This is a genomic window from Pseudomonadota bacterium (assembly GCA_010028905.1).
Classification (GTDB): Bacteria; Vulcanimicrobiota; Xenobia; order RGZZ01; family RGZZ01; genus RGZZ01.
The window spans coordinates 1-13,663 of the sequence record RGZZ01000092.1 but is presented as its reverse complement, the minus strand read 5'-3'; the positions used below and the strand labels follow the sequence as shown (position 1 = coordinate 13,663).

Here is a 13,663-nt window from a genome sequence, read left to right as displayed (position 1 = left end):
GCAGAGAGCACCCGCGCCCCCCCCTGCGCCCTGGGCGGTTGCTGCTGTGATGAGGCATCCAAACCCGCCGATCGCGCCGAGCATGTAGGCGTTCATGAACGCGCTCTCGTCTCGGTTCGGGAAGAGCCGGCGCGTGCAGACGGTGCCGATGGCTCCCCCCGCGAGAAGGCCCAGGGCGGCGCCCGCACCGACCCCCCACGGTCCCGCCAAAGCCGCCTGTGACTGCGATAGAAGGCCGAGCGCGGTGGCCCCCAGGCCGGCGACGGCCAGACCCGCTCCGCTGACCGCCCCCACGCTCACCCGCTGCGCGGCGTCGTCGTCGAGATAGCGATCGAGGGTCTGCTTGACGCGCGTGCTCTCTATGCGCCCCGCCTGGAGCGGAACGACGCGGGTCGAGGCCAGGGAAGGCATTGTCGTCATGGGGGCAGTCTACGAAGAACCGTTGAAAAAACGTTGAACGGGAACCGCAGGAGAGTGGCGCTCTCCTGCCAGGATCAAGAAGGGGGTGGCGCTCCCATGCCAGGATCATGAGGGGGGCGTCACGAACACGCCCTCCCCCGAATACAGCACGCGAGAGCGCGAACGTGAACACACTGCTGAAAGAGATGGGCGTGGTGGGCGCCGGCGGTGCCGGATTTCCCACCTACGTCAAGGCCGACTCCAAGGTCGAGTACCTCATCGCCAACGGCGCCGAGTGCGAGCCCCTCATGCACAAGGACGCCCCCCTCATGGAGCTCTACCCGGAAGAGATCGTGGCCGGCATGAAGCGCATGATGGGCTTCACCGGCGCAACCCGTGGCGTCTTCGGCATCAAGAAGAAGAACGCAAAGGCCATCGACGCGGTGACGCCGCACCTCGAGGCGGCAGGCATCGCTCCCCTGCTCATGGGCGACTTCTACCCGGCGGGTGACGAGTACGAGCTGGTGTACTCCGCCACTGGAAGGCTCATCCCCCCCGCCGGCATCCCCCTCGACGTGGGCTGCGTGGTCAACAACGTGGAGACCCTGTTCAACGTCGAGCGGGCTGCCCAGGGGCACCCGGTCATCGACAAGTTCGTCTCCATCGTGGGTCTCGTGAACGAGCCCAAGTCGATGTGGGTGCCCATCGGAACCTCCTACCGCGAGCTGCTGCGCCGCGCCGGCGGTACCACCACGAGCGAGTTCGCCCTGCTCACCAGCGGCGTGCTCATGGGCGGCATCAGCTTCGACCTCGACGCCGTGGTCACCAAGACGTTCGGCGGGCTCATCGTGCTGCCGGCCGATCACAGCCTGGTGCGGCGCAAGACCACCTCGAACGAGGCTCAGCGACGCATCGGCAAGTCGGCATGCGACCAGTGCAGCTACTGCACCGAGATGTGCCCGCGCTACCTGCTGGGCTACGACGTGCAGCCGCACAAGGTGATGCGCAGCCTGGGCTTCAGCAAGACGGGCGCCGAGCTGCTCAACCAGTTCGCCGCGCTCTGCTGCTCGTGCGGCCTGTGCACGCTGTACGCCTGCCCGGAAGACCTGTTCCCCCGCGAGGCCTGTGACGACGCCAAGGCCGATCTGCGCGCCGCCGGAATCAAGTTCACCCAGACGAAGCCCCTGCGCGTTCACCCGATGAAGGAGTCGCGTCGCATCCCCCTGTCGATGATCAGGCAGCGCCTCAAGATCGACGCGTTCGACGCCCACACGCCGTTCGATGGCACGTGGGAAGAGCCCGCCGAGGTGCGCATCAAGCTGTCGCAGCACGTGGGCCGCCCCGCCGCGCCAGTGGTGAAGGCGGGCGCCAAGGTGAAGCGCGGCCAGGTCATCGCAAAGGTCGACACCGACGCCCTCGGGGTCGACATCCACGCCAGCATCGGCGGCACGGTGAGCGCCATCGAGGCCGACGCCATCACCATCGCGCACTGACGCGGCGACACACGAGGAGTACCGACATGCCCAACAACTGTCTCGGATTGATCGAGTTGAGCAGCATCGCCGCCGGCTTCTCGGTGACCGACGCCATGCTCAAGGCATCAGCCGTGGAGCTCGTGCTCGCCCGCACCATCTGCTCGGGCAAGTACATGGTCGTGGTGCGCGGTGACGTGGCCGCGGTGCAGGCCGCGGTGAGCGCGGGCACGGCTGAAGGCGACTTCTCGGTCATCGATACCTTCGTGATCCCGAACATCCACGACACGGTGTTCACGGCCCTGAGCGGCACCAACCGCAACGCCCCGTTGGAGGCCCTGGGCATCATCGAATCGTTCTCGGTGGCCTCGCTCATCGAGGGGGCCGACGCCGCAGTGAAGGCCGCCAACGTCGAGCTGCTCGAGGTTCGCCTCGCCATGGCCATGGGGGGCAAGGCCTTCTGCACCCTCACGGGCAACGTGGCGGCGGTGCAGAGCGCCGTCGACGCCGGCGCCGAGGTCATTGCCGACAAGGGGCTGCTGGTGAACCGCGTGGTGATTCCCAACCCGCGCGAAGAGCTGATGTCGGAGATGATCTGAGGCGAAGCGCAGCGCGAGACGACGTCGGCGCACGCTGCCCTGCGCGCTAGAAGCCCAAATGGGCTTATACCCGTCACTAGAAGCCCAAATGGGCTTATACCCGTGAGCTACCCCGCCTGCACCCCGCGCCTCGCGACGCGGATTCCGCCGAGACTCACCCCGTGCGCGTCGACAGTGACGTCGCCGCCGACGGGCTTCTCGTTGACGTGGCGGGCCATACGGAGCACCTCGAGACTCGTGCGCGCAACCCGTGCCCGATCGCCGGCCTCGGTCGCGAGGCGGGAATCTCGTTCCTGCTCGAAGCGCGCCACCTTCTCGTCTGCCACTGCGCTGTCGTAGCGCGCCCGCGTGGGGACATAGGCCTCGTGCGCCGAGTCACGCTCCTGGCGCGCGCGCTCGACGACCACGATGAGGAGGCCCGCCGCGGCGATGCCCGTCAGACCGAGCACCCCCACCACGGGCATGTGCCCCATGGCGCCTGCCATGGCGGCGGCAATGCCCCCAAATCCGGCGATACGGCCCCCCCACGTGGCGCGGGTCACCCGGTCGACGGCATCGTTCTGGGCTTCCGCGAAGCGGTTGGCGAGGGTGCCATACGAATGCTGCGCCCGCTGGGCTGCGTCAACCCTGCCCGCCGCCGCCGCAGCCGATTTCAGGAGTCGCTGCTGTTCAGACTCGTGATGGGTGACCTCACGTTCAGCGAGGGTGAGACGATCATGAATCGCGTTCACCGGCTCAGGGGGCTGCGGAACAGCCGCGCCACGGGCTGGAAGCGAAGACAAACTCGAGTTGAGAGGGCTCATGGTGCTCATGCAACCATCGTAGACGGCCGAACCAGACCGGTGTTGAAACGCTCGCTAAAAGATCGTTTAGTCCTACACCCTTCGCAGCAGCAGCGAGCCCGCCAGATCGGCGCGATCGCCGCGCCAGAACCGTCCTGCCTGGGCCAGGGTGGCACTCGGACCCAGCGCGCGGCCCTCGGCCTGCGACGCCAGATCGATGCGCGTCACCCCGGCATCGGCGAGGCCCCTCTGTTCGTCGTCACCGTCGCCATCGAAGTCGCCGAGCAGGCGCAAGCGGTCATACACCGCGTCTCGTGCATCGATGACGCCATCACCGTTGCTGTCGAATCGACGCAGCTCCTCAAAACCGTGCGCCGCGCCGTGCTGATCGCCGAACAGCTCGGTCCCATCGTCGATGCGGCCATTGTCGTTGCGGTCGAGGGCGAGGAAGGCATCGCCCCCGCTCACGAACGGGATGGGCGCGGCTTCGCCCTTACCGCTGAGGTCGAAGCGACGGGCCCGATCGAGGTTGATGGCGCCGTCGCCATTGAGATCGAGCGCGAGCGGATCTTCGGGAGAGCCCCCCATCGCGCGCCTCACCACCGTGATGGACGTCTTGATCTCGACGCGCAGAGACGAGAGGGTCGCCGAGACCGCGGTAGAACCATCGGCTGAGAGCACGTTCACCTGGGCGGTGATCTTCTCGACATGCACCTCGAACGTGCTGAGCACGGCAAGCGTCGATGTCGCACCCGTCGTCGACGAAGGTTGTCCGTGAGACAGACCGTCGTTCCCCAGCGCCGCGTGCATCGACTTCACGAAGTCTCGCACCGCATCGCCCCCCAGCTTCTTGAGCAGCGCAATGATGAGATAGTACATGTCGCGAAGGCTCGGATTGTCAGCGAGAGCGTCCATCTGGGCGCTGATCTCGTCCACGAGGTCGCCTTCCAGGGCGCTGGCGCCGCCGGGGGAAGACAATCCACCCGCAGGCGACGCGACAGCTGCGCGCAGTGGCGCGAGCCGCAGGGAGGGGAAGGCTGCGCCTTCAGACGTCATCTCGGGCGAAGAGAGCGGAGCGTTTGCTGACGAACGGAACGTGAAAGCGAGCGGGTCCATGGCGGCACCTCACAAGCCAGGATACGGCACGTTCTTCATCGGCCGCGGCGCACGCCGGGTTAAGTGCGCGACGAGCGGCCCTGCCCCACCCGGCTTTCCTCGAGCGCTGCGCGCACCGCCTCGACCACGTGGGCCAGGGGCTCCACCCCCGGCATCGCCGTGATGCCCGAAGGCATGGTGACCAGCGCGTGCTCGACCTGCGCCGCCTGCTCGCGCACCCCATCGAGGCCGAGCACAGCGGCTTCGCTCTTCAATGTGTGAGCGAGGCGGACTGCCAGAGGCTGCGTCCCGAGCGCCAAGGCCTCGCGCAGCTGCACCACACGCAGAGGGGCTTCCTCGACGAACCGAGCAAGCATGCAATCGTAGGTCTCTCGGTCTCCATCGAAGTGCGCGAGCCCTTCGGCGACGTTGATGAGCGACGGCCCCGACGAAGCCTGCACGTCTGCAGCACCGCCAGACATAGCTGTCTCCACAGCAGCGCCCTCCGCGTCGCAAGCGTCGTCCTGGCCGCAACGATCGGCCTCCGGAATCCAGCGCACGAGCGCCGCGCACAGCTCACTGGGACGAATGGGCTTGACCAGGCAGTCATTCATTCCGACATCGGCACAGCGCTTTCGCTCTTCGACCATTGCACTGGCCGTCACCGCAACGATGGGCACGGTACGCCCTCTCTCGAGGGCACGGATGTCCCTTGTCGCCGCGTAGCCATCGAGCTCGGGCATCTGCAGATCCATCAAGATCAGATCGTAGTCGTTATGGGCGAACAAGCGCAGCGCTTCGCCCCCATGAACGGCCAGCTCTACCACGGCCCCCTGACGTTCCAGCGTGAGGCGCATGAGCTCCTGATTGAGCGGATTGTCCTCAACGAGCAGGATGCGTGCTCCCGGTCGCAGACGTGTGGCGTGAGGCGCCGCAGGGGCCGCGGTGACAGCGACCAATCCGCGTTCGAGACGCGCCGTGAACCAGAAGGTGCTGCCGTGCCCGACACTGCTCACCACCCCCGTGTCTCCCCCCATCAGGCGGGCCAGCTTGCGACTGATGGCCAGCCCCAGCCCCGTGCCGCCAAACCTCCGTGTGGTAGATGCTTCTGCCTGCACGAACGGCTCGAAGAGCTGGGCCTGCTGCTGCTCGGTCAGACCGATGCCGCTGTCTTCGACCTCGAAGCGAATCGTGGCGTGACCCTCTCCCTGTGCAGCAAGCTGGGCGCGAACCTGTACGCATCCACTCGGCGTGAAGCGCACGGCGTTGGCCAGATAGTTCGCCAGAATCTGCCGCAGCCGGAACGGGTCACCCAGAAGCGCAGGCGTGTTCAGGCCTTCGTCGATGTCGATGGTTACTGACAGGCCGCGCGCTTCGATGGCTTCCGCCAGCATCGTACGCGTCTCTTGCACCAGGGCGCGGATATCGACGTTGACCCGCTCGAGCGTGAAATGATCGGCCTCGATCTTCGTCAGATCGAGAAGGTCATTGACGATGCGCTGCAGGTGCAGGCTCGAGGCCGTCAGCTTGTCGAGATGATCGCGTTGTGCAGGGTCGGTGAGCACCTCCTTGAGCAGGTGCGCGTAGCCGGTGATGGCATTCAGCGGTGTGCGAATCTCGTGGCTCACATTGGCGAGAAACGCGCTCTTGGCGCGGTTGGCCGCTTCCGCGCGCTCCTTCGCCAGAAGCTCGAGCTCCATCTCCTTGCGCAACGAGAGATCGATGTGCGTGCCCACCACGCGCAAGGGGGCGCCATCGACGTCGCGCTCGACCACCTTGGCGCGGCTTCTCACCCACTTGTACGTGCCGTCGGCATTGCGCAGGCGAAGCTCGACGTCGAGAAAGCCACTGCCCGCGAGCAGATGCGTGCGTGTGGCGTGCAGCACACGGTCGTGATCGTCGGGATGCAGCAACGAGAAGACCTCGACCTCCGGATTGGCGTGCCCTTCCTTCTCGGGCGGCGCGGGGGGATAGCCGAGCATCTCATACCAGGCAGGGCTGAGATAGGCGCGATTCGAGCGCACGTCCCAGTCCCAGAGACCATCGTTGGTGGCCTCCATGGCGTATCCGAAGCGCTGCTCGCTGCGACGCACGCTCTCGAGGGCCACCTGGAGCGCTTCAGTGCGGTCACGAACCACCCCCTCGAGGTGATGGTGATGCGCCTCGAGGTTCCTTCGGCTCAGCTCGCTCTCGGTGACGTCGCGAACGACGGCCACCACCAGGTTCTCTGAGAACGGCTTGACACGGGCTTCGAACCAGCGCTCGACACCGCCCTTGAGCAGCGTGTAGCGAGTCGTTTGAAGCGACCGCGAAGCGACGGCCGCACGAATGGCCCCGAGGAGCGCGCCGGCCGCCGGCTCGGGAAGCACCTCATCGACCCGTCGGTGCATGAAGACCTCGGGAGGCACCGCATACTGCGAGGGATCTGCGGGATGCGATGCGAGGTAGGTTCCGTCTCGATCAAATGTGAGAATGAGATCGGGAATCACGCCGAGCAGCGCCTGGGTGCGCGCCTGGCTCTCGGTGAGCGCCTGACGTGCCTGCAGGCTATCGAGAGCGAGCGTGAGGTCGGCGAGCAGCGACTCGAGAAGCGGCTTTGCCTCCCCATCGAGGAACCAGCACTCGCGGCCACACAACGTCAGAACGCCGCGCGAACCGCTGTGGCACGAAATCGGAAAGGAGCCGACACATGTCCATTCGAAAAGCGATGCCAGGTCACCCCACCGCCCTTCCAGAAGAGAGGGGGCCGTGAGGGAGGCGGGCTTACGCTCTCTCCAAGCGCGCGTCACGGGACAATGGCCGACCTCAGCCTCGGAGACCTGAGACACGACAAGTGCTTCCCGCCTGGAAGCCCCCGAGCCATGTGCCGCCACCGGTCGAAGAGAGGCGCCGTCAGGTGCATGGACACTCACAAATGCGGTATCGACGATTTCTGACTCGCTCAAGATGCGACAGACCGCATCGAACAGCGCAACCTCACTGCTCGCGTGCGATATGGCTTCTCGCGTATCTGTGACCGCATTCTGAAGACATTCTCCCAGCACGCGGTCGGTGACGTCAATGGCGAGCCCGTCCCACACCACTGCACCGTCTGACTTGCGATGGGGACGAGACTGAACCTGAAGCCAGCAGCAACGGCCATTCGCCAGCTCGAAATCGAGAAGCCCGGCATAGGGCGTGAGGTCTCGAACGCAGACCTCCTCGGCGGCGAAGTAGTCTTCCAGCGTCTGCGGCGGCATCAAGCCGAAGACAAGGTCGACGTCAGCAAGAACCTCGTGGGGCTTCAGACCCAGCGTCGCCTCGATGCCCGCGCTCACATAGGTGAAACAGTGGCTGCCATCAGCATTTCTTCGAAACTGATAGACGATGCCGTTCGGCAGGTTGTCACCCACCGAGCGAAACTGCTGCTCGAGCTCTTCTTCGTTCGTCACACCCCGCGCCCCCGCTCTCCCCCGCCGGCTGTTCGCTCCGCGTGCTTACGCGAGCCGCAAGCCACGATCCTCCAGAAAGACACTGAAAGCACGGCCGGAAAGCCCTCTTCAGGGTTCGTGGGATGCCCGCGACCCCACGGGATGGCAGAACGGCCGAACTTCCCGCGCCCGCATATTGATGGGCGCGACCTTTTCGGCCACTCCTCTAGACGCGCCTCACGAGAAGGGCCCCGGCCATCTCTGACGACCCGGTTCGAGCCCCCTGAGGCGCCTGGGCCATCTGCAGGGCACTGACGGTCGTGCCCACGTCGGCGCGCAGGTTCGACAGGCTCTCCATCAGCGTTGCCGCGTCGGTACCACGGGCCGCACTCGTGGCCGCTCCCTTCTCGAGCTGCTGATCGATGGCCGCGAGAACCCGCATCGACGTTGCAGCATCCGGAGGCGGAGGGGCCTCAACGGGAAGTTCAGCAGCGGCGGAAGCCTCCGCGGCAGCGGCGGAAGCCTCCGCGGCAGAGGCGGAAGCCTCCGCGGCAGCGGCGGAAGCCTCCGCTGCGACGCCGCCGCCGAGGGCCTCGCCCAGCGACGTCACAAAGCCACTCACAGCCTCATCTCCAACCTGTTTCATGAGCATCAGCGCCAGGTAGTACATGCCGCGCAGGCTCGCGTCGCTCGACAGGGCGTGCATCTGTGCGGAGACGACACCGAGCAGATGCTCGTCGATGCTGGCTGGAACGCTGGCCATGGTGGCAGAGAGGGCAGCCTTCGAGACGCTGTATGTACCACTGGTGCGGTCGGCCCATGAGAGCGACCCTGGCGCACCACTCCCCTGGGCGATGGGGGTAGACATCTGGGGCTCCTGGCGTATTGAAGAGAAACGATCCATGCTGGCACCTCGAGAATACAGTTCTACGCTACGAGTATCGGCAAGGCGTGCCCTGAGTTAAGCCCCCCTCGAAAAAAATTTTTCCAGAAGCAAAAGACGACCTTGAGAGGCCGTCTTCGTGGCGCCTGAATCGGCGCGGCTATTAGGTTTCGTGTGGCAGGGGCGACAGGATTCGAACCCGCGACCTACGGTTTTGGAGACCGCCGCTCTACCGGCTGAGCTACACCCCTGTGTGTACGGCCTGCGCCGCAACAGACGGTATTATATACGAACGGGCCGAGGAGCGCAAGGCCAGGGCAGTCATTCCACGCAGTGCCCGCGTGGCCGTTCCACCCGAGCAGGCCCACGCGACACGCCACCGACTCAAGGCGACGGGGGGCTCTGCGAGACGCGTCGCAGCCCGAAGCCCAGGCTGAGCTTGTGCACGGGGGTGACCAGCCCGAGGCTGATGAGGTTGCCTTTCAGCGGCGAGGCGCCGATGTCGAGCACGTCTTCCTTGCGCATGCGGTAGTCGCGCTGTCCGTCGGCAATGACATACGGCGTGGTCGAGAATGACTGGTCGGTGATGCGCACGACGGCGTCGGTCGACATGATGAGCGAGCGGATGCTCGCCGAGAACACGGCGTTCGACGCCACCAGCACGAACCCGTCGAGCAACAGGATCGAGCCACCCGCGCTGAAGCTGTACGCAGTCGAACCGGTGCGGGTGGCAACGATGATGCCATCTCCGCGCACCTGACCCAGGGCGTCACCGTTGATCTCGACATGAAGGGTCAGGGTGCGGGTGGCCCCGCCCACGAGTATCTCGTTCAGCGCATCGAGGGTGCGAATCACGCGCCCCTTGCGGCGCACGGTGGCCCGCACCATGGTGCGTCGGTCAACCGTGTAGCGGCCATCGAGGATCATCTCAGCCGCCTCGAAGATGCGTTCGGCGCCGACCTCGCACAGATAGCCCACGTGGCCGTAGTTGATGCCGATGGCGGGAATCTCACGCGGCGCCATCTGGTTTGCCACTTGCAGCAAAGTGCCGTCGCCGCCCAGAACCATGACCGCGTCGCACGACTCCCCCTCGACCACGCGCTCGAAGTCGAGCACCGTGACCTTTCGTGCCCGCAACCACGACTTCAGCGCCTTGGCCGCCTCGCTCGCCTCGGGCAGCGCGGGCCTCACCGCAATTCCGATGCGCATGTCGTCCCCCTTTCGTCGCCCCCCTCGGGCGCCACTCCCCCTCGTTCTCACGGCACCGCCTCATCGAGCGCGCCCACCACCATGACCCCGTTTGCCGCCATCTGATGCAGGAAGACCCGATGCAGCAGGTCGCCATCGTGCGGACGCGCGCCGATGGCCGTCGCCGTCTCCACGGGCAGATCGTAGGTGTTCACACAGCGGGCAGGCACCACGACCTCATACGGCAGGTGCAGGGCGTGCGCGCGCATCTGCAGGTGCATCACCAGCTCGTACACGCACAGATCGGTGCAGTCTCCCACCACGACGAGACGGCGCAGGTGTGGCCTGGCCTCGAGCCAGCCCATCAGCTCGGTTGCCACCAGGCCGTCGAGCGACCGCTTCTTCATGACGTTGAAGGTGCTGGCAAAGGGGAGCGCGGCCAGCCCATCGTCTGTCTCTGCCTCGATCGTGCCCTGCACGCAGTGTGCGGGCAGGTCGTCGAACTCCGGGCTGTTTGGAGGATGGGCGTCTTGAAGGAGCACGAACTGCCGCACGCCCAGTCCGTGGGCTTCGGTGAGCAAGGCGGCGACGCGCGGCACCAGCGCACCCACGCGCGGACTCGACAGCGGGCCGGTTGCGGTGAATCCCTTGATCAGATCGACGCTGATCACGGCCACCTGTTCGGGGCTGCCAGCCGCTTCAACGATGCCCTTCAAGGACATTGTGGGGAGCGCAGCCTCCCAGTCGGCCAGGTATGTGAGGAAGGGAAGACTGGGCGTCACCCGTGGGTCGATCGTCTCGATGTGTGGGCTCATCGCCATTCCTCCCCGCTGTGCCTCGTCACGAGCGCACTCATGGCCGTGGCGCCTCGAAGCGAGCGCGTGAGAACCGGTACAGCGCAGCGGGGCGATGCCGTTCGCCCCCGCGCACGGAACCCGTCTCCACGAGCAGATCGGAGGCCAGGATCTTCTTGCGGAAGTTTCGCTTGTCGAGTGCATCGCCGAGAATGGCCTCATAGACGTTCTGCAGCTCGGTGAGCGTGAACTCATTCGCCAGCAGCCCAAAGGCGATGGGAACGTACATGATCTTGTTCCGGATGCGCTCGAGGGCGTACTCGACGATGCGGTCGTGATCAAACGAGAGGGGGGGACGCTCTCCGATCGCCACCCACCGCACGGCGGCGGCGTCGGTTGAGGCTTTCAGCTCGAGCGACTGAGAGGGCACGAACGCGTAGTAGGCCACCGTGATCACGCGCTCACGCGGATCGCGCTCGATGTCGCCAAAGGTGTACAGCTGCTCGAGGTAGACCTCGCTCACCCCGGTCTCTTCGGCGAGCTCGCGCCGCGCCGCCTCGTCGATGGTCTCATCGAGACGCACGAATCCGCCGGGCAGCGCCCATCGCCCCTTGAACGGCTCGATGCCACGCTCCACGATGAGCAGGTTCAGCGCACGCTCACGCAGCGTGAAGATGACGAGGTCGACCGTCACCGCGACACGAGGGTGCGCGGTGGCATCACTGACTGGCTGGGGCAGGCTCGACGCCTTCGTTCGTGTTGCCATTACACTACCTGATGAGAGATTACCCGCAAAAGACCGCTACGTCAAGATGTCCGAGCGCGTGAGGTTCGCGCGGGCCAGGGCTCTCCCCTGTCGTGGAGCCTCTGCCTCGGCAGGGTCCGCGCGAGGGAGAATTGAACTGATGCCGCATGACTCGCACGCATCACCTCGCCGCCGTCGTTCTCGCGCTTCTGGCCATTCTGGTGCCGCAGCGCGCAGCCCACGCCCGCCCGCTCGTAAAGGAGCAGGTTCTGAGAGCCCAGGGCAAGGGGTGGACCTTCACGTTCCGCTACCCAACGCTCGATCAGCCCGGCGCCCTCATGGGGGTTCGCGGCGCACTGGCCGACTACAACAGTCAGAGCCGTGCCATCGCCGAGAAAGCGCTGGCCGACTTCAAGCGCCAGATGGCAGAGCTGCAGCAAGACAGCGCACCGCCACGGGGTACGACCAGCACGGTTGACGCCACCTACACGGTCTGCACGAACAGCGATGCCGGCCTCGTATCGGTGAGGTGGTTTGCCTATCGCATGTTCGCCGGAGGCGCCCATCCAGACCCGCAGATCATCACCTCGAACTGGCCTGGCGGTCTCCCCATGTGGACCATCGCCGACCTGTTCACATCCCCCAGAGACGGCCTCGCCACCCTCTCCCGCGAGGCGCTCGCCGCCCTGCGCGCCAAGCCCGGGCTGCGCGATCGCATGTCATTCACCGGTGAGGGGCTCGAGCCGAAGGCCGAGAACTTCGAGGCCTTCATCATTCGCAAGCACGGCCTGCAGCTGTTCTTTCAACGTGGACAGGTCGCCGCGGGCGCCGTCGGATCAATGGATGTCATCGTGAAGTGGAACGCGCTGAGAGCGGTTCTGAAGCCCGAGGTCGCAAGCCTCGTCAAGCGCCTGTAGACGAACCCTCGACCTGCTTGCGCTGCTTCATGTACTCGAAGAAGAGCGGCAGCAGCGACACGAAGATGATGCCGATGACGACGAGAGAGAAGTTCTTCTTCACCACCTCGATGTTGCCGAAGAAGTAGCCCGCAGTGAGGCACACCGAGAGCCAGAGCGCGCAACCGGCCACGCTGAAGGCCATGAAGCGCGCGTAGGCCATGCGCCCGATGCCCGCCACGAACGGCGTGCATGTGCGCACGATGGGCACGAAGCGGGCATAGATCACCGTCTTGCTGCCGTGCTTGTCGAAGAACTCCTGGGTGCGCTCGAGATGCTTGCGGTTCAAGAAGCGCACGTCGTCACGCGAGAAGACCCTGGGTCCGAGGTAGCGGCCGAACCAGTAGTTCACGTTGTCGCCCGTGAACACGGCCACCAGCAGCAGGGCGAACACCGATTTTGCGTCGAGCACGCCGCGAGCCGCCACCGCGCCCACTGCGAACAGCAGCGAGTCACCGGGAAGGAACGGGGTCACCACGAGCCCCGTCTCGGCGAACAGGATGAGGAAGAGCAGGCCATACGTGAGAGAGCCATAGCTCTGGATGATCTGGTCGAGGTGCTTGTCGAAGTGAAGGATGAAGTCGATCATGGGCGCGCGCTTGCTTCGCCCCTGACGGGGCGCCTCCCTCTGTTGAAGCCTTCGCCACCCATTGGTTGACGTTCGTTTGACGATAGAACCAGCGTCGTTCCAGCCCGGACGCGTACACTCCACGCCGAGCACGTCAGCGTGGAGGTTCATCGCGATGCAGACGACCCGATCGTCAACGCCCCCGAACGACACCCGACCCGTGGGATGGATGGTTCCGACGAAGCAGTTCGCGGCCATGGCCACCCAGCAGGTCGTGGAGCTGGCCCAGCAAGACCCGTCGTTTGCCTTCCGCGAGTCGGCCCGCCTGCTGAAGGATCGGGTCATGTCAGACGTCCCTGATGAAATCGCGCAACGGGCGATGGACGCCTTCTACCCGGCGGTGCGCATCGGCACCCTCGTGCTCGACATCGACAAGGTGCGTCGCACCCTCAAGAACCCGGACGCGACGAACGTTGATCGGGTCATCGACATCTCGCACGTGGTCACCGACACCGTGGGCGTTGCGGGGCTGGTTGTGCTGGCCGTTCCGAACGCCCCCGCCATCGGCACATCGATGGCCGCCGTGGCCGTGGCCGGCGACATGATCGCGTACGGCTACAACCTCCTGCGGTACATCCAGAGCCGCGGACAGAGCATCGCGGCCGCCCCCGACGAGAGCACCCTCGCGGCGCTCCCCGACCTCGCAGACGTGCAGCTGCCCTCCGACACCACGCTCCTCATCCCGTGCGCGGTGATGGCCGACCACGCTCGG

The 13,663-nt window shown here is 65.7% G+C and carries 13 protein-coding genes and 1 tRNA gene; 4 read left to right on the top strand and 10 right to left on the bottom strand.

Going from position 1 to position 13,663, the window contains the following annotated elements; genetic code table 11:
• Nucleotides 1–411, bottom strand: a 411-nt coding sequence (locus tag EB084_08860; protein ID NDD28357.1) for a hypothetical protein, incomplete at its 3' end; no start/stop codon positions are given.
• 116 nt (nucleotides 412–527) lie between these two features.
• Between EB084_08860 and EB084_08855 the strand changes: the two genes are divergently transcribed.
• Nucleotides 528–1,892: an NADH dehydrogenase subunit gene (locus EB084_08855; protein ID NDD28356.1), complete on the top strand. Its 1,365-nt coding sequence runs from the start codon at nucleotides 528–530 to the stop codon at nucleotides 1,890–1,892.
• 26 nt (nucleotides 1,893–1,918) lie between these two features.
• Nucleotides 1,919–2,470 carry a BMC domain-containing protein gene (locus tag EB084_08850; GenBank protein NDD28355.1) on the top strand — a complete coding sequence of 184 codons (552 nt, stop codon included), beginning with the start codon at nucleotides 1,919–1,921 and terminating at the stop codon, nucleotides 2,468–2,470.
• Nucleotides 2,471–2,577: 107 nt separating this feature from the next.
• Here the strand turns inward: EB084_08850 and EB084_08845 are convergent, their stop codons facing one another.
• The 8 genes from EB084_08845 to EB084_08810 form a co-directional block, all read right to left on the bottom strand.
• Nucleotides 2,578–3,201, bottom strand: coding sequence for a hypothetical protein (locus EB084_08845; protein NDD28354.1), 624 nt, complete (start codon nucleotides 3,199–3,201; stop codon nucleotides 2,578–2,580).
• A 144-nt stretch (nucleotides 3,202–3,345) separates the two neighbouring features.
• The gene (locus tag EB084_08840; protein NDD28353.1) at nucleotides 3,346–4,368 is read right to left on the bottom strand and encodes a hypothetical protein; all 1,023 of its coding nucleotides are present in this window, start codon (nucleotides 4,366–4,368) and stop codon (nucleotides 3,346–3,348) included.
• 59 nt (nucleotides 4,369–4,427) lie between these two features.
• Nucleotides 4,428–7,778: a response regulator gene (locus tag EB084_08835; GenBank protein ID NDD28352.1), complete on the bottom strand. Its 3,351-nt coding sequence runs from the start codon at nucleotides 7,776–7,778 to the stop codon at nucleotides 4,428–4,430.
• A 205-nt stretch (nucleotides 7,779–7,983) separates the two neighbouring features.
• Nucleotides 7,984–8,625: a hypothetical protein gene (locus tag EB084_08830; GenBank protein ID NDD28351.1), complete on the bottom strand. Its 642-nt coding sequence runs from the start codon at nucleotides 8,623–8,625 to the stop codon at nucleotides 7,984–7,986.
• Nucleotides 8,626–8,815: 190 nt separating this feature from the next.
• Nucleotides 8,816–8,891, bottom strand: a tRNA-Trp gene (locus EB084_08825).
• A 133-nt stretch (nucleotides 8,892–9,024) separates the two neighbouring features.
• Entirely contained in the window at nucleotides 9,025–9,849 is an 825-nt protein-coding gene (locus tag EB084_08820; protein ID NDD28350.1) for an NAD(+)/NADH kinase, read from the bottom strand.
• 47 nt (nucleotides 9,850–9,896) lie between these two features.
• Nucleotides 9,897–10,649, bottom strand: coding sequence for a cysteine hydrolase (locus EB084_08815; GenBank protein ID NDD28349.1), 753 nt, complete (start codon nucleotides 10,647–10,649; stop codon nucleotides 9,897–9,899).
• A gap of 31 nt (nucleotides 10,650–10,680) precedes the next feature.
• Entirely contained in the window at nucleotides 10,681–11,388 is a 708-nt protein-coding gene (locus EB084_08810; GenBank protein NDD28348.1) for an NUDIX hydrolase, read from the bottom strand.
• A gap of 146 nt (nucleotides 11,389–11,534) precedes the next feature.
• Here EB084_08810 and EB084_08805 point away from each other — a divergent pair, with 146 nt between their 5' ends.
• Entirely contained in the window at nucleotides 11,535–12,284 is a 750-nt protein-coding gene (locus tag EB084_08805) for a DUF3298 domain-containing protein (protein ID NDD28347.1), read from the top strand.
• Here EB084_08805 and EB084_08800 read toward each other — a convergent pair.
• Nucleotides 12,271–12,912: a DedA family protein gene (locus EB084_08800; protein NDD28346.1), complete on the bottom strand. Its 642-nt coding sequence runs from the start codon at nucleotides 12,910–12,912 to the stop codon at nucleotides 12,271–12,273. The two genes, EB084_08805 and EB084_08800, sit on opposite strands and share 14 nt — an antisense overlap.
• 154 nt (nucleotides 12,913–13,066) lie before the next feature.
• Here EB084_08800 and EB084_08795 point away from each other — a divergent pair.
• A partial coding sequence (locus EB084_08795) for a hypothetical protein (GenBank protein ID NDD28345.1) occupies nucleotides 13,067–13,663 on the top strand: 597 nt, incomplete at its 3' end.